General features: G+C 67.1%; 18 protein-coding genes. 10 read left to right on the top strand and 8 right to left on the bottom strand.

Annotated elements, in window-relative coordinates; genetic code table 11:
* Positions 1-65 precede the first annotated feature (65 nt).
* Positions 66-3,215, top strand: coding sequence for a DNA translocase FtsK (locus OV287_RS12245; protein ID WP_267534207.1), 3,150 nt, complete (start codon positions 66-68; stop codon positions 3,213-3,215).
* 142 nt (positions 3,216-3,357) lie between these two features.
* Here OV287_RS12245 and OV287_RS12240 read toward each other — a convergent pair whose 3' ends face one another.
* A complete protein-coding gene (locus tag OV287_RS12240; RefSeq protein ID WP_267534206.1) occupies positions 3,358-4,212 on the bottom strand; it encodes a hypothetical protein in 855 nt (284 codons plus the stop codon).
* A 62-nt stretch (positions 4,213-4,274) separates the two neighbouring features.
* Between OV287_RS12240 and OV287_RS12235 the strand changes: the two genes are divergently transcribed.
* Positions 4,275-4,574, top strand: coding sequence for an antibiotic biosynthesis monooxygenase family protein (locus OV287_RS12235; protein WP_267534205.1), 300 nt, complete (start codon positions 4,275-4,277; stop codon positions 4,572-4,574).
* A 24-nt stretch (positions 4,575-4,598) separates the two neighbouring features.
* On the top strand, positions 4,599-5,837 hold the full coding sequence (locus OV287_RS12230) for a THUMP domain-containing class I SAM-dependent RNA methyltransferase (RefSeq protein ID WP_267534204.1): 1,239 nt from the start codon (positions 4,599-4,601) through the stop codon (positions 5,835-5,837).
* Here the strand turns inward: OV287_RS12230 and plsY are convergent.
* On the bottom strand, positions 5,754-6,335 hold the full coding sequence (plsY, locus tag OV287_RS12225) for a glycerol-3-phosphate 1-O-acyltransferase PlsY (protein WP_267534203.1): 582 nt from the start codon (positions 6,333-6,335) through the stop codon (positions 5,754-5,756). The genes OV287_RS12230 and plsY overlap by 84 nt on opposite strands.
* Positions 6,336-6,344: 9 nt before the next feature.
* Positions 6,345-6,776 (bottom strand): DUF2752 domain-containing protein, encoded by a 432-nt coding sequence (locus OV287_RS12220; RefSeq protein WP_267534202.1) that lies wholly within the window; start codon positions 6,774-6,776, stop codon positions 6,345-6,347.
* Between the two features lie 66 nt (positions 6,777-6,842).
* Here OV287_RS12220 and OV287_RS12215 point away from each other — a divergent pair, with 66 nt between their 5' ends.
* Both OV287_RS12215 and OV287_RS12210 read left to right on the top strand, forming a co-directional pair.
* On the top strand, positions 6,843-7,370 hold the full coding sequence (locus tag OV287_RS12215; RefSeq protein ID WP_267534201.1) for a DUF4920 domain-containing protein: 528 nt from the start codon (positions 6,843-6,845) through the stop codon (positions 7,368-7,370).
* A 3-nt stretch (positions 7,371-7,373) separates the two neighbouring features.
* Positions 7,374-7,970 carry a hypothetical protein gene (locus tag OV287_RS12210; RefSeq protein WP_267534200.1) on the top strand — a complete coding sequence of 199 codons (597 nt, stop codon included), beginning with the start codon at positions 7,374-7,376 and terminating at the stop codon, positions 7,968-7,970.
* A gap of 231 nt (positions 7,971-8,201) precedes the next feature.
* Here OV287_RS12210 and OV287_RS12205 read toward each other — a convergent pair whose 3' ends face one another.
* The 4 genes from OV287_RS12205 to OV287_RS12190 form a co-directional block, all read right to left on the bottom strand.
* Positions 8,202-9,119 carry a hypothetical protein gene (locus OV287_RS12205; protein WP_267534199.1) on the bottom strand — a complete coding sequence of 306 codons (918 nt, stop codon included), beginning with the start codon at positions 9,117-9,119 and terminating at the stop codon, positions 8,202-8,204.
* Positions 9,120-9,210: 91 nt separating this feature from the next.
* Positions 9,211-10,746 carry a radical SAM protein gene (locus OV287_RS12200; protein ID WP_267534198.1) on the bottom strand — a complete coding sequence of 512 codons (1,536 nt, stop codon included), beginning with the start codon at positions 10,744-10,746 and terminating at the stop codon, positions 9,211-9,213.
* Between the two features lie 135 nt (positions 10,747-10,881).
* Positions 10,882-11,655 (bottom strand): hypothetical protein, encoded by a 774-nt coding sequence (locus tag OV287_RS12195; protein ID WP_267534197.1) that lies wholly within the window; start codon positions 11,653-11,655, stop codon positions 10,882-10,884.
* Positions 11,656-11,807: 152 nt separating this feature from the next.
* Positions 11,808-15,077: a TonB-dependent receptor gene (locus OV287_RS12190; RefSeq protein WP_267534196.1), complete on the bottom strand. Its 3,270-nt coding sequence runs from the start codon at positions 15,075-15,077 to the stop codon at positions 11,808-11,810.
* 241 nt (positions 15,078-15,318) lie between these two features.
* Between OV287_RS12190 and OV287_RS12185 the strand changes: the two genes are divergently transcribed.
* From OV287_RS12185 to OV287_RS12165, 5 genes are all read left to right on the top strand, one after another.
* Positions 15,319-16,080, top strand: coding sequence for an energy transducer TonB (locus OV287_RS12185; RefSeq protein ID WP_267534195.1), 762 nt, complete (start codon positions 15,319-15,321; stop codon positions 16,078-16,080).
* Between the two features lie 71 nt (positions 16,081-16,151).
* A complete protein-coding gene (locus tag OV287_RS12180; protein ID WP_267534194.1) occupies positions 16,152-16,841 on the top strand; it encodes a MotA/TolQ/ExbB proton channel family protein in 690 nt (229 codons plus the stop codon).
* A 102-nt stretch (positions 16,842-16,943) separates the two neighbouring features.
* Entirely contained in the window at positions 16,944-17,369 is a 426-nt protein-coding gene (locus tag OV287_RS12175) for an ExbD/TolR family protein (RefSeq protein WP_267534193.1), read from the top strand.
* 2 nt (positions 17,370-17,371) lie between these two features.
* A complete protein-coding gene (locus OV287_RS12170; RefSeq protein WP_267534192.1) occupies positions 17,372-17,863 on the top strand; it encodes an ExbD/TolR family protein in 492 nt (163 codons plus the stop codon).
* Between the two features lie 52 nt (positions 17,864-17,915).
* Entirely contained in the window at positions 17,916-18,539 is a 624-nt protein-coding gene (locus OV287_RS12165; protein WP_267534191.1) for a DUF2378 family protein, read from the top strand.
* Here the strand turns inward: OV287_RS12165 and OV287_RS12160 are convergent.
* On the bottom strand, positions 18,440-19,099 hold the full coding sequence (locus tag OV287_RS12160; protein WP_373371823.1) for a hypothetical protein: 660 nt from the start codon (positions 19,097-19,099) through the stop codon (positions 18,440-18,442). The genes OV287_RS12165 and OV287_RS12160 overlap by 100 nt on opposite strands.
* Positions 19,100-19,228 lie beyond the last annotated feature (129 nt).

The following is a 19,228-nucleotide window of genomic DNA, read 5'->3' as shown; positions in this document are numbered from 1 at the left end:
CCCCCCTCCCTCCCTACACTCCGCGGACGGCTGCTACAGCCCGCTACGGGGAGTGTGAGGAAGTCATGGCGGAACGGAAGGCCAGAGCGGAGAAGTCGGTCCTTTCGCGGCAGGAGATCGCCACGCGCCGCAAGGCACTGGCGGAGAAGAAGGCGCAGAAAGGAATGGAAGAGGCAGGGCCCGGCCAACGGGCGCTGCTGGGCCTGTTCCTGCTGGCCGTCTCGATACTGTCGTTGGTGTCGGTGGCCACCTTCAGCGCGAAGGATCGCAGGGGCCCCGGCTTCGAGAACGCGGTGGGACCCATGGGCCACCTCGTCGCCGAGGGCCTGCGGGGCATGCTCGGAATGTGGGCCTATCTGCTCCCGCTATGTGGCGTCTATGCCGCCATGGTCGTCTTCGTCGGCAGCCGGGAGCGGCGCCGCTGGCCGCAGCTGGTGGCCTTTGTCCTGCTCACCCTGAGCGGCGCGGTGCTGGCCCAGCTCTTCATTGGTACCCAGCCCGGCCAGGCCCATCCCCCTGGGGGCTTCGTCGGCGCCACGCTCGGCGGCATGCTGGTGGGGCTGTTCTCCACCGTCGGCACCATCATCCTGGTGACCACGGTGTGCGCCGCCGCGCTCATCGTTGGCACCCAGTACACCTTCCTCAAGCTGTGCTCGCTGGCGTGGGCCGGGGCCAGTGTGCTCGGCCGGCGCGTGCAGGAAAACGCCCTCGTCTTCTGGGAGCAGCAGAAGGAGGCCTACAAGGAGCGCCAGGAGCGCGCCGCCAAGGATAAGGAGGAGGAGGACGCCTTCCTCGCGCAGCTCGAGGAGGAGGAGGCCGAGCTGGAGGAGGCCGAGCGTCTGGCTCTCGAGGCCGAGGAGGCCGAGCAAGAGGCCATGGCCGAGGAGGCCGTGCGGCTGGCCCGCCAGGAGGAGAAGGAGCGCACCACCGCGGCGAAGCAGGCTGCCAAGGACGTGCGCGAAGCCACGAAGCAGGCCGCTCGCGAGGCGCGGGAGAAGAAGCTCGAGGCTCCCGTTGGTCAGCCCGTCATCGTGACCCCTCCGGCCGCGCCCGCGCGCCCGGCGCAGGGAGCAGATCCGGTATGGGCGTCCTTCTTGTCGCCCTCGACTGCCGCCAACGCGGTGCCCAACGTCCCCGCCGCGCCTACGGCGACTCCGGCCGACGCCGCGAAGGGCAAGCGTGGCAAGCTGCCGAACATCGTCACCGGCCCGGCCTCCGAGACGCCCGCCGCCGCGCAGGTCTCCGAGCCCGCGGTGGCCGCTCCGCCCGTAGCTGCGGCGCCCGCTCTGGCGGCCCAGGCTCCGGCCTCGCCCGCTGCCATCATACCGGCTCCGCCCTCGGCGCTGGCGGCGCGTACACCGCTCATCGTGGAGCCCAAGGCTCCGCCCAAGCCCACCGCTGTCGTCAAGAAGAAGGACCAGGAGCAGTTCCAGTTCGTGGGTGGCCGCACCAGCTTCTCGCTGCCCCCGCTGGACGTGCTGGAGATCGAGAAGAAGGAGCGCTCGGCGCTCGACAAGGAGGCCTTCCTCACCACGGCGGAGAAGCTGCGCGCCAAGCTGGCCGACTTCGGCATCTCCGGCGAGGTGGTGGAGATCCGTCCCGGTCCCGTGGTCACCATGTACGAGTTCCTCCCGGGGCCCGGCATCAAGGTGAGCAAGATTGCCGCGCTCCAGGACGACCTGGCCATGGCCATGGAGGCCATGCGGGTGCGCATCGTCGCGCCCATCCCCGGCAAGGGCGTGGTGGGCATCGAGGTGCCCAACCGCGACCGCGAGACGGTCTACCTGAAGGAGATCGCCGAGCAGGACGTCTTCCAGAAGTCGGCCAGCAGGCTGACCATGTGCGTGGGCAAGGACATCGAAGGCATGCCGTACGTCTTCGACCTGGCCAAGGCGCCCCACCTGCTCATCGCAGGTACCACCGGCTCCGGTAAGTCCGTGGCGGTGAACTCGATGATCATGAGCATCCTCCTGAAGTCCACGCCGGAGGAGGTCCGCTTCATCATGGTGGACCCGAAGATGCTTGAGCTCTCGGTGTACGAGGGCATTCCGCATCTGCTGCTGCCGGTGGTGACGGACCCGAAGAAGGCGGCGCTCGCGCTGCGCTGGGCCGTGGAGGAGATGGAGCGGCGCTACCAGATGCTGTCCGAGGCGGGCGTGCGCAACATCGCCGGCTTCAACAAGTTCGTGGAGACGCAGGACGCCGAGAAGTCCTCCGCGAAGCCGGCCGAGGAGTCCGCGAAGAAGGCCGCGCCGAAGAAGCCCAAGAAGGTGGTCGTGGTGGACGTGGCCACCCCGGAGGACGCCATCATCGAGGAGCCGGTGTCCGCCAGCGCCAGCACGGGCCCTGGAGTCGCCGCGCCCAAGGATGACCTGGAGGACCTGCGCGAGGCCCTGCCCGAGCCCGAGGAGGAGCCGGAGAGCGTCCAGGCTGCGGGCGAGGACGAGGACGACGATGGGATGTCGGACGCCGTGGAGGCCGCGCTCGAAGCCGCCGGGGAGTCGGAGTCGTCGCGGGAGGAGAAGAGGGAGTGGAAGAAGCTGCCCTACATCGTGGTCATCATCGATGAGCTGGCGGACCTGATGATGGTGGCCAGCCGCGAGGTGGAGACGTACGTGGCACGCCTGGCGCAGATGGCTCGAGCAGCCGGCATTCACTTGATGGTGGCCACGCAGCGCCCGTCCACGGACGTCGTCACGGGCATCATCAAGGCCAACTTCCCCACGCGTATCAGCTTCATGCTGCGCTCGAAGCCGGACTCGATGACGATTCTGGGTACGGTGGGTGCCGAGGCGCTGCTGGGCATGGGCGACATGCTCATCATGCCGCCCACGAGCGCGCACCTGCAGCGCGTGCACGGCGCCTTCGTCTCGGAGCATGAGATCAAGCAGGCGGTGGACCACCTCAAGGCGCAGGGCAAGCCCGTCTACGACGAGTCCATCCTCAAGCCGCGCGAGGAGGAGGGCGAGGGCGGCGGTGGAGAGGAGGACGAGCTGTCCGACGAGCTGTACGACCAGGCACTGGCGACGGTGAGCGAGATGAGGGCGGTGTCCATCTCGATGCTCCAGCGCAAGATGCGTATCGGCTACAACCGGGCGGCGCGAATGATCGAGCGCATGGAGCGCGACGGAGTCGTGGGCCCAGCGGACGGGGCCAAGCCGCGCGAGGTGCTCATCCGTGGCGTGGGCGAAATGCCCGGAGCCGGGGCCATCTAACCCGGAGCCCCCCTACTCTCTCTCCCAACTTCTCCCTCTCCCCTCGGGAGAGGGTCGGGGTGAGGGTATCTGGACCCCAGGTTGGCTCACTGTAAACCCCCTCTCCCTCTGGGAGAGGGTCGGGGTGAGGGTCAACCTGGGCCTACCCCGTCCGGCGCACGCTGCGAGCCGCCGACTGCATCTGCGGCAGCATCTCGTTCCTCGCAACCGCGCTGGCCCGGCCCTGGACGAGCACGAAGCCCGCGGGGCCCGCCAGCAGGAGCTGATAGACGACGAGGGCACGGCCCGTATCGCGCTCCCTGCCGAGGGCCACCAACTCGTACCCGCGCATTCCGCTCGCCAGCACGGGCCCGGCCGACTCGAGTTCCACCGCCTCGACGCCCGGCATGCGCTCCAGCGATAGCTCAGACAGCTCGCGTGGGGAGATCGAGCTCGAGGGAACAGACAGCGGGGTGACGATGAGATAGGGGGCCTCACTGCCGGGACCGGGCACCCGGCCGCTCTGGGTGAAGAGCACGCCATGCTGGATGCGCTGGGCGGGCTGGAAGCCAGAAGGCGCGTCGAGCAAAAAGGGCGGAAGGCCGGGCGAGTCCGACTCGGGCTCCCAGCGGGCCGCCATGACCAGGGCGCGCAGCCAGGAAGAGAGCGAGGAGGCACGCTCCGCACGGCAGCTCGCCACCACCATCACCGAGCTGCGCATACCGCCCAAGACAGCCATCCACTTGTCGAAGAGGATGCCCCGCTGCTCCTGCTCGACGTGAAGGAGCGTCCCCTCATGAACTCCCGCTCGCAGTGGCTCACGGGTGAGCAGCCGGATCCCCTGGGACGCCAGCTGCTCACCTGTGAGCCCCCTGGCGAGCGCTGAGTACGGATCGGGCAGCTCCGTCACCGCGATGACGGCGCCGCTGCGCGGGTCACCCATTCCGGGGAACTGGGGGGTGTCGACGAACCCCTCCGGCCGGGGCAACCAGACGTGCGTGCCGTGCACGCGGGCCATGGGAGGGAGGACTTGAAGGCTCATGCGCGTGGGGGAGTATAGGCAGGATACAAATCCCGCTCATGACCGTTGCTTCCACGATGATCGTCACCATCAATCGCTTCCGGACGTCCGCGGAGGAGGCCGAGCGCCTGGAAGCCTCGTTCCGGGAACGCTCGCGCAAGGTGGACCAGTACGAGGGGTTCCTCGGGCTGGAGGTGCTGCGCTCCTTCGAGCCGGAGCCCGAGTTCCTGCTGGTGACGCGCTGGAGGGACCGCGAGTGCATGAAGGCCTACTTCCAGTCGGAGGATTTCAAGGCGACCAAGGCGGCCAGCGCCCGGCAGGACGCCACCTTCAGCATGTACGAGGTGGTAGCGCGGTGAGCAGCTTGATAAGGCGAGCGCCCTATGGCTGAACGTCTCGCCCTCTTTGCGACCACCGCCCGCGGTACCGAGGACCTCCTTGCCGAGGAGCTGAAGGAGCTCGGAGCGCGCCGTATCCGGCAGGACCGGGGCGGGGTGCGCTTCCTGGCCTCGCTCGACGAGGCGCTGATGGTATGCCTCTGGTCGCGCATCGCCATGCGCGTGCTGTACCCACTGGGTGAGTTCGAGGCCCATGGCGCCGAGGGCCTGTACGAGGCGGTGGCCAGCGTCCCTTGGGAGGAGCACCTCACGCCGGAGACCACCTTCGCGGTGGAGGCGACGCTGAAGGACAGCGAGCACAGCCATACGGGCTTCGTGGCGCTGAAGGTGAAGGACGCGGTGGTGGACCGGATGCGCGACAAGATGGGAGCGCGGCCGGACGTGGACCCTCGGAATCCGGACGTGCGCGTGGTTGCCCACCTGGTGCGCGAGCGGCTGTCGCTCTCGCTGGACCTGTGTGGTGAGCCCCTGCACCGCCGAGGCTACCGGGTGCGCCCCACCCCGGCGCCGCTGAAGGAGACGCTGGCCGCGGCCCTGCTGCGTGCAGCGGGCTACACGGGCGAGGAGGCGCTGGTGGACCCGATGTGCGGCTCGGGGACCATCCTCATCGAGGGCGGCCTCATCGCCCGCAGGCGCGCGCCGGGCATCGCCCGGGACTTCGCGGTGGAGAAGTGGCCGCACCTGGGTGCACGGGCCCGGGAGCTGCTCGAGGATCTGCGCGCGGATGCCCGCCGCAACGAGCGCAAGGTGACCGTCCCGATTCTTGGCTTCGACAAGGACCCCGAGGCGCTGGAGGCGGCACGGCGCAACGTGAAGGCGGCGAAGCTGGCCGAGGAGATTCAACTCGAGGAGGGCGATGCGACGAAGCTGCCTCCCCTCCCCGCCTCGGGCGGCCTGCTCATCACCAATCCGCCCTATGGAGACCGGCTGGGCTCGGGCGGGCAGAAGGGGATGAAGAGCTTCTACTTCAAGCTGGGGGACAGCCTGCGGGCGCAGGCGGGCTGGCGCGTCTGGGTGCTCTCGGGCAACCCGGCCTTCGAGAGCGCATTCCATTCACGGCCCCGGAGCCGCCGCGATCTGTGGAACGGCCCCATCGCCTGCACGCTGCTGGGCTATTCGCCGCGCGGGGGCACCGAGAAGTCAGAAGCGCCGCTCGGTGCGCCGGAGGAGCCGCTGAATGTTGCTGCGGTGCGTCCAGAGGATGAGGGCGAAGAGCAGCGCTGAGAGCCACGCGTACTCGGGGGCACGGGCGGTGAGGGAGGCGACGGCGACGGCCGTGACGCCCCCAGCCAGGGAGCCGATGGAGCTGACGCGCCAGGCCGCCACGAGCCCGGCGTAGACGAAGGCCCCGGCGAGCGCCCCCAGCGGCACGAGCACGGCGAGCACTCCGAGCGCGGTGGCCACGCCCTTGCCACCGCTCAGCTTGAGCCAGACGGGGTAGACGTGGCCGAGGAAGGCGGAGAGCCCCACCGCGGCGTGAACGCGAGGAGCCTCGGGCATGAGCCAGAGCGCCAGGGCTACCGCCAGGGCCCCCTTGAGCGCATCCAGCAGGAGAACTACCGCGCCGAGCTTCTTGCCGGCCACGCGGGTGACGTTGGTGGCGCCGATGTTGCCGCTGCCGCTCTGGCGGACATCCACGCCGCGGAACCAGCGGGTGAGCAGCACGCCGAAGGGCACGGAGCCCGCCAGGTAACCAAGCAGGAGGAGGGCGGCGGCGTGCACGGGAGCGTCCTAGGCGAGCAGGTGGGGGAACTTCGTCTTCACCACCACCCAGGCGTAGTTGAGCAAGATGACGGTGACGGCGGCGATGCGGGCCCGGTGCCACTCGGTGGGAGACAGGTGAAGCTGGGGGATGGGCATGGCGAAGACGAGGTGCAGTACCGTCACCACGACCATGAGGGCGAAGAAGAGGGCGGCCAGCGTCCCGAGCGGGTTGGCATCCCAGGCTCCGGGAAGGTTGAAGTGGGCCACCCGGTCGGCCACCCGCGTCAGTCCGCAGCCGAAACACGGCCAGCCCGTCGTCTCGCGCAGGGCACAGCCCCAGAAGGGGATGAGCCTGGCCACAGGGATGTAGCGGGCGATGAGCAATCCAACGAGGCCCACGAGACCGAGCATGTCGGCCGGGCCGAAGGTGCGGTTGGGCTTGGGGAGGGTGACCTTCACGTTGGGTAGTGTAACCGGGATGGCGGGCGCCTTGCCCGGACAAAGGCTTCGAGCTATCGGTGGGGGATGAAGACCTTCCGCTCTGCCCTGCTGACGCTGTTGGCCCTTCCTCTCGTGGCTCTCGCCGAGCCTCCGGCCGCGAAGCCCGCCGTTCAAGAGGACTGCCCCCACCCACCGCCGCCCGCCGAGGCGAAGCCCACCGCGGGCTGGACGCTCACGCGCGGCGAGGCGTTGAAGGGGGCTCCGGCGGTGAAGCTCTCCGAGCTGCTGGCGAAGCCGCAGACGCATGAGGGCAAGACGGTTCGCGTGGAGGGGGAGGTGCGCAAGGCGTGCGCGAAGAAGGGCTGCTGGATGGAGCTCGCCGAGGGCGCGAAGGGCGCCGGGGTGCGGGTGACGTTCAAGGACTACGGCTTCTTCGTGCCGCTGGACTCGGCCGGCTCGTCGGCGCGGGTGGAGGGGGTGGTGAAGGTGACGGAGTTGAGCGAGCCGATGGCGAAGCACTACGAGGCAGAGGGCGCCATCGTGCCGCGCGGCACGGACGGCAAGCCGCGCGAGGTGCAGCTGGTGGCCACGGGTGTGGAGCTGCGCCGCTGAGCGATGGCGCGCGGCTTCAGCATGAGGGGCGTGATGGGCGCGGCCGATCGGGCCGTGCAATACGCCCGGAACTGGTTATTGGCGACCGAGCCCAGCTCCCGCGTCCATGACGTGCAGGACGACCCGCGCTTCCAGCACCGCGGGGTGGACCTGCTGTGGGAGCTATCCTCGGGAGAGGTGCGCGGCATCGAGGTGAAGGGAGACCGGCAGCCGCGCCGCCGGCGCTACTTCTTCGAGCTGGTGTCCAACCTGGAGCGGGACACGCCGGGCTGCTTCCTCTACAGCGGCGCGGATCTGCTGGTGTACGTGTTCCTGGCGCAGGGGGAGCTGCACGTGCTGCCGTTGAAGACGGTGCGCGAGTGGTTCCTTCCGAGGGCGAAGTCGTACGAGCTGCGGCACACCTTCACGCAGACGGGAGCCATCCGCTACACGACGGTGGGGGCGGTGGTCCCGGTGAAGGACGTGCAGGAGGCGGTGCCGGAGGTGAAGTACATCCCCCTGCCCCGCCGGGGACAGACGGCCGAGGACATCCAGGCCGCACAGGCCGCCGGAGAGGCACAAGCGGCTCAACCGCCCCCGGAGGAAGACGTCCCGTATTGAGGACGACCCTCACCCCAACCCTCTCCCAAAGGGAGAGGGAGCCTACACGGTGAGCACTCGGGTCAGACCCTCTCCCCTCGGGAGAGGGACGGGGTGAGGGTATCGGGACTCCGAGGTTGAACCCGTGGCCCCACTTGGGGACCACGGATGGGAACACCGTGACGGGTACCCTCACCCTGACCCTCTCCCGAAGGGAGAGGGGATATTGGGGGCAGAGGGTATGACTCCCGGTCAGTGCTGATGCTGGTGACGGCGGTGGCCCGGGTGGGCCTCGTCGTGGGCCTTCTCGACGCGGGCGCGGTCCTGGGCGAGGGTCGCGAGTGCGGTGCTATCGCCGAGCTGCTTGTAGGCGTGCTCCAGGCGGGCGACGAGATCCAGCGCGAGGTGCCAGTCCTGGATGCGCTCGGCCTCCTCGAGGAGGGGGCGGCCCACTGCGGCGACCTTGTCGTTGGCCTTGAGGTGCAGCAGGCCCTCCACGGCGAGCACGCGCGAGATAGGCGTACGCGAGCTGTCCGTGGCCGCCTTCTGCAGGTCCTCGAGCGCCGCGTCGCGCTCACCGCGGGAGGCCCGGATGATGGGCTTGGCGATGCCGCGGCGATCCGGCAGGAGGAACTCCTCCAGGTCGGCGAAGGCCTCGGCGTGCTCGGCGTGGCCCGCCTTGGCGAGCATCTCGGCCAGGTCGTCGAAGGTGCGGGCGGCGCGCTCGTCGAACACGCTCAGGGCCTCCTGCATGAAGCCGAGGTCGGGCTCGCCCTTGTCATTGACGGGCACGCTCTTGCGCACCTCGTTCATCCGCTCGAAGGAAGAAGCAACGGGAGCCTGCTGCAGGCCCTGGAGGAGCTGCCCGAGGGCGCCCATGAGCTGGGCGAGGCTCTCGGAGAGCTCGTACGGGGCGAGCCGACCGGACTGCCAGCGCTTCCACAGCTCTCCTGCGGCGGCATACGGGAAGGGGGCGAACTGACCGGTGCCCTTCCACTGAGGCAGCCACGCCTCGGCAATACTGGCCGGGTACTGCTTCTCGGCGAGCTGGCGGAAATCCGCCTCGCTCACCGTCACGCCGTAGTGGCCGAGCGTCCCGACAATGGCCTCCGTCGAGTAGTCCTTCAGCCCCTTGCGCTGCCACGCCTTGTCCACGCGATCCGTGCTCACTGCCGCAGAAGCCTCCTGGCGCCTGGAAACGGCGCATGCGGCCTTCTAGCAGACAGCGGGCGGCCCGGGGCAAGGACGGGCCGCACCAGTGTCAGACGTAGGGCGGAGCCACGTTCTCCACGGTGGGCCATTCGGTGGGCCGGCGCCGTCCATCCTCCACCCGGCGGGCGACGAAGGGTTGGCAGTCACGCTCTTTGAACGCGCGCTTGAAGGCCGCGAAGCCGCCACCGGCCTTCCAGGCGTCCATGGCGGCCAGACCCGCCTCGGGGCCGCACTGGGCCAGCATGTACTCCACCCAGGCCCAGCGCGCCGACGTGGGCCGCACCTCGGCGCGTCCCTTGAGACCCTTGCGCAGCCGCTCCAGCCGGCCCTCCACCTCGCGAATGCCGGCAAAGGGGGCCCCATCCAGGGGCGTATTGCGCTTGGCCACAAAAGGCGCCACGCCCAGCGCCACCGGGAGGATCTTCGACAGCTCCACGGTGAAGCGAGCCAGCTCGTCGACGTCCGCGTCCTCCTCCAGCGGCAGGCCGACGACGTTGTACACCTTGAGCTGCCGCATCCCCGCCGTCTTGGCGAAGTTCGCCGCGCGGATGATCTGCTCCTCGGAGTGCTTGCGGTCCACCAGCTCGCGCATGCGCTGCGAGGCCCCATCCGCGGCCACGGTGAGGTTGGTGGCGCCTCCGCGCCGCAGCTGATCCACCAGCTCCTGGGTGAGTCGGTCCGCACGCAGCGAAGACACGCCCACCGCCCGGCCCGAGTCCACCAGGGTGCGAAGCAACTCAACGATGCGGGGATGGTCCGTCACGGCGGCGCCCACGAGTCCCACGCGCTTCGCATGCTCGGGGATGAGCGACAGCACCCGCTCGGGCGGAACGGTGCGCATGCCGCCGTTGGTGGTGCGCCGCATGACGCAGTAGTGGCACCCGCGCGAGCAACCGCGCTCGGGCTCGATGAGGAACATCGAGCGCAGCTCCGTGTGCGGGGTGACGATGGCCGAGCGCGCCGGCAGCCGTGAGTCCGTGGCCTTGGCGACGTGGTAGCGCTTGCCCCCTCGCCCGGCCACCCGGAAGCCAGGGATGCTCGCCAGATGTGTCAGCAGCGCGTCCTTCTCCATGGACGCCGCCGCCTCCAGCAGAACGTGGATGAGATCATCGGCCTCACCTTGCACGAGCACGTCCACGAAGGGCTCGAGCGGATCCGGATTGGAGAAGGTCAGCGGCCCGCCAGCCACCACGAGGGGATGGCGCTCGTCCCGCTCCTCCTTGAGGACGGGGATGCCGGACAGCTCCAGCATGGAGAACAGGCCAGTCAGCTCCAGCTCATAGGCCACGGAGAAGGCCAGCATGTGGAAGCTGGAGACGGGGGTCTGCGACTCGAAGGTGAAGAGGGGCGTACGCGTGCGCCGGTACACCTCCACGTCATCGGGCAGAAAGGCTCGCTCAGCGGTGGCCCCTGGGTGGGCGTGAATCTCGCCGTACATGGCCTGGTAGCCGAGCGAGCTCATGCCGACGTGGTAGGGGCTCGGGTAGCAGAGGGCCACCCGGTAGGGCGCTTCCTTGTGGAGCGTCCCCTGTTCATCGCCCAGCAGCGCCTGGACGCGTTCAATCAGTGTGTAGCGACCCTCCATGCACCTTCCCAAAAAGCCCCCACGCGGGGCATCAACCGTCCATAAACACCGCGGCCCCGGGCCGCCACTCCCACGTGGGGGAGGAGCAACCGGGGCCGCGATGGACTTCAGATCAGCCTCGGAGAGGCCGAGCCCTTACTTGAAGGAGGGAACCTTCTTGGAGGGCACGCAAGCACCCTTCCAGACGAGCTTGTTGCCGTCGTCGTCCACGTCCTGGAAACCATTGTGATCGTCGTCACGCATGGTGTCCGGCTGGGACTCGTCGCACCGCACGTCGAAGTCCGGGTTGATGCCCGAGCCTTCGCCGCACTTCTCAGCCGAGTCCTCCGCGTCTGCATTGCAGAGCACCTGCGGCCAGATCGCGTTCACCTCGTACTCCACCGTGCAGCCAGGACCGTCCGAGTAGGTGAACGTGCCAGTCAGCTGGGTGCCAGGTGCCGACGCGGCCGAGTACACCTGCACGTTGCTGTACGTGTAGGTGATGGTCTCCGCAGGCGCGAGCAGCGCGTTGGTCTCGTGGTGGCGCGCCTCTGCCGCGTTCACAGTGGCCGGCCGCGAGAAGTCCTTCGCCGTGCACAGACCTTCGGAGTTGGCCTCCATGTCCAAGGATGCAGGACCGGTGTTGGCCGCCTTCATGACCTCGAGGGCCTGCCCCTCCCGCTCCTCTTCCAGCGCATCCAGATCGACGCGCGTGATCTCCTTCAACTTCTTGACCGGGTTGCCCTTGGCGTCCGTCGCCATGTACTCGTACGTGTAGGCGAACCGGGAGGCAGTCCCTTGCGGCCGGATGACCAGCACGTTCTTGGGGGTCCCGAGCGGATCCTCCACGTACTTCCAGACGCCCAGCGCCTCACCCTTCAGTTGGCCGCACGACTTGGTCGCGTCATCGGCGTTCTTCAGGGTGTACACGGCCTGCCAGGGAACGTCGGAGTCCTGGACCTGGCACCCGGGCGAGGGCTGCTCAAGGACACAACCGGAAATGACGCCGGCAGCACCGAGGACAGCTACAGCAGTTGCAATACGGTTGCTCATTTCTTGAAGTCCCAATCCGGCTGGAGGTCTTAGAACGTGTACTTCAGTCCGACGCGAATCTGCCGCGGGGCCTGGTACTGGGTCGGGTTCTTGTAGTTCAGGTTGCGATCAGCCTCGGTCAACGGGCCCGAGCCATCCGCCTTGTTGACCTGATCCGGCGACAGCTCACCATTCGCCTTGCCACCTTCGATCGGCAGAACGGCCACGTTGGTGTAGATCTGATCGACTGCGGTGACTCCCTGGAAGTTGAAGATGTTGAACACGTCCAGGCTGAGCGACACCACGTTCGTCTTGGAAACGCGGTAGTTGACACCCAGGTTGGTGTCGATGTTGTTGACCCATGGGGTCCGGCCCATGCTGCCGCGGTTAACGATGAACGCCTCGCTCGGACCGTAGAGCTCGTGGGCTCCGATGGCGCTGATGGGCGTACCGGAGTTGCCGCGATAGGACAGACCGATGCTCGCGCTCAGATCATTGGTGAAGCTGAACTCCTTGGCACCGAAGATCTTGATGGCGTGGGTCCGGTCGTAGGGCAGCAGACCCGAGCGGTTCTTCAGCAGGGAGATCAGGTCGAAGTCCGAGAGAATGTTCGGATCGAGCTGGGAGTTCTCCGGCCGGAAGAGGCCAGGGTAGTTACCCTCGAGGCGGGACCAGGTGTAGCTCGCCTGGGCCAGCCAGCCGTCGCTGAAGGTGCGGTTGAGGAACACCGTCACCGCGTCGTAGTTACGCACCGGCTTCGGGAACTCCTTGGCGAAGCCTTGGCCCGGGTTGCCCAGGAAGTAGGTGTTGCCATCGTCACGGCTCATGTCCTCGATGACCGAGTTCATGTAGCGGTGCGTGTAGTTGGCACCCAACCGGATGTTGGCCAGCACCTCGTACTCGGCGCCGAGGAGCAACTCGTCCGAGGACTGGGCCTGGAGGTTGGGGTCCACCGGCGACCGGTCGACCTTACCACCCGCGTGCGTGAAGCTCGGGTTGAGCTCACCGGGCCCGTGCTGATCGAGCAGGTTGCCTTCCTGGTTCTTCGGGTCGGCCTCACCCGTCCGCGGATCGATATAATCCGGGTCGTAGAGGCACTCCTGCTGGCCATCACGCGTCGCCATGGTGGCCGGATCGCAGGAGCCGGCACCGGTGCCAGCAGCGCGGAAGACGGAGTAGCGGCGCTCACCCGGGAACTGGCGGTCCAGGAGGTTGAGCGGAACCTGCTCGTAGTAGCGAGCGAAGTTCGCGTACACCTTCATGCGGCCGTTGGCGAACGGATCGACGATCACACCCAGGCGCGGCGAGAGCTGGTTGCCGAGCACGAAGGCCAGGCTGTTGTCCGCACCGTACAACCACTGGGTGTCATACCGCACACCCACGTTGAACGTCACCCGGTTGGCGATCGTCCAGCTGTCCTGGATGAAGCCACCCACCGTGGTGCTCGTGGTGGAGGAGCTCTGCAGGAACTCGGAGACCGCGCTGTCCGGTCCTTCCTGGTAGCCGTAGCGGCGGAAGTCCTGCCAGTAGGAGCCGTCGGTCGCCTCGCGCAGGAAGATGCGGTTGGTGTAGGCCTTGTCCAGCTTGTAGCTGAGCAACTCCACGTCACCGCCCGCCTTGATCACGTGGCTGCCGAGCAGGTCGAGCAGGTACGTGCCCTTGGCGTTCATCTGCACGCGATCCAGCGTGCCATCGGTGACGAGACCCGGACCACCCTCACGGTAGTTCGTGGTCGGGCAGGCAACCGTTCCAGAGCTCGCTTCCGAGACGCCCGGCACGTTCTCGTTGCAGTAGGCCCGGATGCCCTCGATGTCGCTCTCGTACTGGTAGTACCAGATGGGGCGCCGCTGGCGGTACTGCACGGCCGCCAAACCCGACATGCCCTCCTCGGAGCCCAGCTGCGAGCCGTCCGACGGCAGCGTGGAGGCCGTCTGGTGGAACCAACCGACGTTCGCGTCCACCAGGACCTTCTTCTCCGCGAAGGCACCTGCGTACTTCAAGGCCACGGACGTGGCGCTCGACAGCTCCACAAGGTTGGCCAAGCTCGCGGGGTTGCCGTTGAGCGTGGCGAACAGACCGCCCGTCTGCGGGTCGATCGACAGGACCCCCGTGGAACCGGACGTGCTCGGCGTGCCCGCGACGGACAGCGACACGTTGTGGTCCTGGTTGACGAGGTAGGTCAGCTTGCCCATGTACTGCAGGCTCTGAGCCTGGGCCCCGAAGGTGCGCTCGGACCCGGGGATGGTGGTGTACTTGTTGAAGCCGTTGGCGTCCTTGACGACACGGGCCCGGATCACGTCGTCCGGAGTGCCCGCCACGCCATCCGTGCCATTGGCGGTGTAGAGCTCCGTGTCGAACCGGTTGAGGGTACGCGTGTGGGTGTAGTGGCTGTAGGACGGGGCCACACCGGCGAAGAACCAGAGCTTGTCCTTGATGATCGGACCGCCCAACGTGGCGCCGACATCACCCATGAAGTCCAGCGCGTTGCGGCCGCTGACGACCGACTGGGCGCTCACCACCTGCTGGCGCCGACCCTCGAGGAAGCCAGGGGTGACGGTGCCATAGACGGAGCCATGGAACTCGTTGGAACCGGACTTCGTCACCGCGTTGAGCACGCCGCCAGTGGAGCGGCCGTACTCCGGCATGTAGCCACCGGTGATGATGTTGACATCACCCACGAACTCCACGCTCAGCGGGCTGGCGTTGATGCCGAAGGCCGGGTCGTTCGTGGACAGACCGTCCACCACGTACCCGTTCTCAGGCGACGTGGTGCCGTTGATGGACACGCCGTACGCGTCGCTCTGCGCGCCCGGGGCCAGCTCGGCCAGGGACTCGAAGGAGCGGGTCGCACCGGCCTTGCCGCCAGGGCGGTTCACCGAGATGCGCTTGATGAAGTCCTGGTCGACGTTCATGCCGACGCTGGTCGAGCCCACGTCGATGGTCGGCGGCCGGGCCGTCACCTCGATGACCTCGGTGAAGGCCTCGGGCAGCATCTCCACGTTCACGCGGATGGTGCGGTCCAGACGTAGCTGGATCTCACCACGCGAGAACGGCTTGAACGATTCCTTGTCGAACCGGAGGGTATAGATACCCGGCGGCAGTTGGGGAATGCGGTACTGACCCTGCGCGTCTGTCACCACGACCTGCTCGCCCTGAAGATTGGGCGATGTAGCCGTGACGACCACATCAGAGACCGGCTTCTTGGTGTCGGCGCTGACAACCGTACCGACAATCACGCTATCCGCATAGGCCGCAGTCCCGTACGACAGACCCGCGACCACAACCACTCCAGTTGCCCGGAGCATCCGTCTTACTTGCATGCTGGGAACCCCTCCAAGGTGGGCTTGCACTGCAACTAAAATGGTACGGGAAAATACCTGGGGTCCTCCAGTTGTCAATATGCCGTTGCTTTTTGGTGACTTGTGGGGCATTGGCCGATCACGCAGGTGGCCTTCCAGGGTGGGGTCACTTGCACCCGTCCCCGGTTTTTGTAATGTAGCGCGCCTTTTGTGATCCGGGCGGGACGTGGTGGGTGTCCACCGGAGTTCAGGAGCGTTACGCATGTTCGACTCTGTCCTTGACCGCGGACAAGGCCCCAAGACGCGTTTCGGCGTGGGCACCTTCATCTCGGTCGTGCTGCATGTCGGTCTCTTCGTGTTCGCCGTCTGGATTTCTGCGCGGCCTGCCAAGGAGAAGGAGAAGGAGGTCGAGGTGACCTTCAAGCAGGCGATGGCTCCGCCGATGGCGGCTGCCCCGCCGCCGCCTCCGCCTCCTCCACCGCCTGCGTCGAAGAAGAACCCGACCAAGAAGCCGGTGGTGAAGAAGCCCGACGTCATCGTGCAGCCCAAGGAGATCCCCCAGGAGAAGCCGCCCGAGGTGGAGCCTGATCCGAACGCTGGCGAGGAAGAGGAGGCCAGCGAGGAAGAGGTGGAGGGTGGCGTCGAGGGTGGCGTGCCCGGCGGTGTGATCGGCGGCGTGGTGGGCGGAGTGGTTGGTGGAGTGCTCGGTGGCCAGGTGGGCAGCACTGGAACGGACGTGCTTCCGTTCGGCGCGGGAATGACCCGCCCGGAGAAGATGTCTGGTCCGGCACCCCAGTACACCCGCGAGGCCCTCGAGGCGCGCGTTCAGGGCCTGATGATCGTCAAGTGCGTCATCACCACCGAGGGAGCGATCGAGCGCTGCCGCATCATCAAGCCGTTGCCCCACATGGAGCAGGCGGTGTTGGATTCGCTGTATGCTCAGCGCTACAAGCCCGTGACGTTCCAGGGCCGGCCCGTTCAGGTCGACTACACCTTCAACATCCGTCTGAGCCTGCCCCGCTAGTCTGGGCTCCGCCACATCTGCCGTAACTGACGTACCCTTACCGCGCTCGAGGAGGAGCGCATTCCCCCACCATGGATCATTCAGCTAATTTCACGCTTGCTGGCATCTGGGCATCCACGGGTCTTTTCGCCCGTTGCATCATCTTCGCCCTGGCGATCATGTCCGTCGCGTCGTTGGTCGTGATGGCGGAGCGCATCATCGTCTTCCGCAAGACCCGCAAGGACTCGCGTAACTTCGCGGCCAAGATGGGCGCCATCCTGGCCAAGGGCGATCTCCAGCAGGCCGCCAACACCAACATGGGCAAGGACATCGGCCACCTGGGCCGCGTGATCGGCTCCGGCCTGACCGCGTACCGGATCAGCCCTTCCGACAAGGAAGTGGCGGTGGAGTCGGTGGCACGCGCCCTCGAGCGCCAGGCGCAGCGTGAGGTGCAGAGCCTCAAGCGCGGCCTGGGCGTGCTGGCCACGGTGGGCTCCACGGCTCCGTTCGTGGGTCTGCTGGGCACCACGATGGGTATCGTGAACGCCTTCCAGCTCATGGCGGCCGCTGGCTCGGGTGGTCTGGGGACCATCTCTGCCGGTATCGCCGAGGCGCTCATCACCACGGCCTTCGGTCTGCTGGTGGCCATCCCGGCGGTTATGGCCTACAACTTCCTGTCGGGCTGGGTGGACGCTCGCTCGGTGGACATCTCCGAGTCCTCCAACGAGTTCCTGGACGTGGTCGCGCGCAACCTGGGTGGTTCGCACGCCCCCCAGGCCTAGTCCTCCCGAGAGCCAAAGGCCCGCCTCCTCGTGCAACGGGTCTCCGCGTAACGGAGACCCCACGTGGGGCGGGCGCTCTCTTCTCCAGGAACAGGTGCACGCATGGGAATGTCCACAGGCGGCTCCCAAGGGGGCCCGAAGAGCGACATCAACGTCACGCCGCTGGTAGACGTGGTGCTGGTGCTCCTCATCATCTTCATGGTCGTCACGCCCATGCTCCAGCGTGGCAAGTCCGTCACCCTGCCCAAGGCAGCCAAGGTGGAGGACGACAAGGGCAGTACGAATGATCCGGATCCGATCATCCTCTCCGTCACCACGGACAAGAAGATGTTCGTGGAGCAGGACGAGTACGACGTGGCGGGGCTGGAGGCGAAGCTGAAGGACACGCTCTCCTACCTGCCCAACAAGAAGATCCTCCTCAAGGGTGACAGCGCCCTCACCGTTGGCGATGTGCGCCAGGTGATGGAGGTCACCCGCAAGGCGAAGGCCAAGAAGATCTTCCTGGGTGTCGAGGAGCAGAAGAACTAGCCATGAGCACCAAGCGCAAGTTTGTCAAAGCTTCGACTCCTCCCAACTCGGAGATCAACGTCACGCCCCTCGTGGACGTGGTGCTCGTGCTGCTCATCATCTTCATGGTCGTCACGCCGCTCCTCGAGAAGGACATCGAGGTGCGCATTCCGGAGACGGAAGACGTGCCGGTGGAGCAGATGCCGCAGGACAACAGCCAGCTGATCGTCAAGCTGGACGCCGACGGCACCTACTCCATCAACACCGAGCCGGTGAAGAAGGACGAGTACGTCAACAAGCTCAAGCGCATGCTGGCCGCCAAGACGAAGGAGGACCGCATCGTCTTCTTCGTGGCGGACGACAAGGCGAACTACGGTCTGCTGGTGGCCGCCTTCGACGGCGCCAAGCAGGCCGGTGCCTTCGTGCTGGGCATGGCCACCGAGGACATCCCGGCCGCCGCCGCAGGTGCCCCGGTGGATCCGAACGCGCCCCCCGCGCCGGCTCCGGCCCCGTAGTCATAGTGGGATTCACAACTACGGAGCTCGTCGGCTAGAGTGTAAAATTCTCATGGCCGACGAGCTCCTGGTATTTGAACAGACCATCGAGGCGGTCTTCGTGCGGGCGCTGCACGGACGCCTCACGCCCGCCTGCAAGACGCGTCTGCGCCAGGCCGGGCTGGACCTGAATCAGAAGCTGCGCCCCGCCTACCCGTTCGACGCGTGGATGATGTTCCTGCGCATCGCGGCGCAGGAACTCTACCCCAACGAGCCGCTGGACGAGGGAGCCTTCAAGATTGGCGAGGCCTGCATCGACGGCTTCCGCGAGACGATGCTGGGACGCGCGGTGCTCTCGCTGCTGCGCGTGCTGGGGCCGCGGCGGGCCCTCATGAGGGCCACGCAGAACTTCCGGGCGGGCAACAACTACACCGAGTCCCGCCTCAAGGAGCTGAGCCCGCGCCAGTTCGAGCTGTGGATGAACGAGGTTGGCCCACTGCCCACGTTCACCGCGGGCATCCTCCACGCGGGCCTGCGGACGGCCGGTGCGGAGAACATCCGCATCGACCTGTCCGGCCATGACGGCCACGCCTGCACCTACTGCATCAGCTGGAGCGAGGCCTCCGTCTCCTCGGGCGTGGCCGGCAAGGGCGACTCCAAGGCCGCCACCAGGTCCGGGTCCATCAACTCCCTGTAGATGAACTCCGCGATCAGCCCCGTCACCATCCAGATGGGCAGGATGTAGAGCGACGTCATCTGCCAGAGGATGGCGCCGCTGTCCGCGTAGTACCAGATGCGGTAACCCGTCAGCTTCTCCAGGAACAGCCCGCTGAGGCCCTCGAAGAGGAGGATGGCGAGGCCGTAGAGCACCGCGCGCAGCAGCGTGTTCTGGCGGAAGGTGCGGCGGTAGATGGCCTCGATGAAGTAGAAGCAGGCCACGCCATAGATGAGGAACATCCACAGCGAGCACTGGCCGTACGCCGCGACGATGGGCGTGTCCCACATGTCGTTGAGGGGCAGCCGGTCATCCACCCGCCACTGGAAGCGGAAGAGCATCTCGAGCAGCGGCACGTGCCGGGCGATGCGGACCAGGTTGTAGAAGAAGATCTCCGACGACAGGCCCACCATTCCGTAGAGGCAGAAGCGGAAGATGGCGAACGTCAGCTTCAGCCGGGCGTTGCGCTTCAAATCTGCGCGGCGGACGTGGACGGACCGGGAAGCGCTTCCCGAGTGTGGGGCCTGAGCGGTGTGTTCCATGGCGCCCTAGAATAATCGATTTCCACGTTGGCTGTCCGCTTCCTCTCCTACGGTACGAGCGAGGCGACGGATGAGGCCCCTCCACCCTGAGACGTGCCATCCCGGCCCGGGGACCCAGCGGCATGGGGT

The organism is Archangium lansingense, from assembly GCF_026626635.1.
In the GTDB taxonomy this organism is placed as follows: domain Bacteria; phylum Myxococcota; class Myxococcia; order Myxococcales; family Myxococcaceae; genus Archangium; species Archangium lansingense.
Note: the sequence above shows the minus strand (reverse complement) of the source record. Positions and strands in the feature narration are given on the sequence as shown.

What these genes read in the sequence shown, in the direction of transcription:
- OV287_RS12230 (WP_267534204.1), top strand. Translation starts at nt 4,599, where the DNA reads ATGGCTGAACGTCTCGCCCTCTTTGCGACCACCGCCCGCGGTACCGAG.
- OV287_RS12165 (WP_267534191.1), top strand. Translation starts at nt 17,916, where the DNA reads ATGGCCGACGAGCTCCTGGTATTTGAACAGACCATCGAGGCGGTCTTC.
- OV287_RS12210 (WP_267534200.1), top strand. Translation starts at nt 7,374, where the DNA reads ATGGCGCGCGGCTTCAGCATGAGGGGCGTGATGGGCGCGGCCGATCGG.
- OV287_RS12160 (WP_373371823.1), bottom strand. Translation starts at nt 19,099, where the DNA reads ATGGAACACACCGCTCAGGCCCCACACTCGGGAAGCGCTTCCCGGTCC.
- OV287_RS12235 (WP_267534205.1), top strand. Translation starts at nt 4,275, where the DNA reads ATGACCGTTGCTTCCACGATGATCGTCACCATCAATCGCTTCCGGACG.
- OV287_RS12170 (WP_267534192.1), top strand. Translation starts at nt 17,372, where the DNA reads ATGAGCACCAAGCGCAAGTTTGTCAAAGCTTCGACTCCTCCCAACTCG.
- OV287_RS12200 (WP_267534198.1), bottom strand. Translation starts at nt 10,746, where the DNA reads ATGGAGGGTCGCTACACACTGATTGAACGCGTCCAGGCGCTGCTGGGC.
- OV287_RS12215 (WP_267534201.1), top strand. Translation starts at nt 6,843, where the DNA reads ATGAAGACCTTCCGCTCTGCCCTGCTGACGCTGTTGGCCCTTCCTCTC.
- OV287_RS12185 (WP_267534195.1), top strand. Translation starts at nt 15,319, where the DNA reads ATGTTCGACTCTGTCCTTGACCGCGGACAAGGCCCCAAGACGCGTTTC.
- OV287_RS12180 (WP_267534194.1), top strand. Translation starts at nt 16,152, where the DNA reads ATGGATCATTCAGCTAATTTCACGCTTGCTGGCATCTGGGCATCCACG.
- OV287_RS12190 (WP_267534196.1), bottom strand. Translation starts at nt 15,077, where the DNA reads ATGCAAGTAAGACGGATGCTCCGGGCAACTGGAGTGGTTGTGGTCGCG.
- OV287_RS12240 (WP_267534206.1), bottom strand. Translation starts at nt 4,212, where the DNA reads ATGGCCCGCGTGCACGGCACGCACGTCTGGTTGCCCCGGCCGGAGGGG.
- OV287_RS12245 (WP_267534207.1), top strand. Translation starts at nt 66, where the DNA reads ATGGCGGAACGGAAGGCCAGAGCGGAGAAGTCGGTCCTTTCGCGGCAG.
- OV287_RS12175 (WP_267534193.1), top strand. Translation starts at nt 16,944, where the DNA reads ATGGGAATGTCCACAGGCGGCTCCCAAGGGGGCCCGAAGAGCGACATC.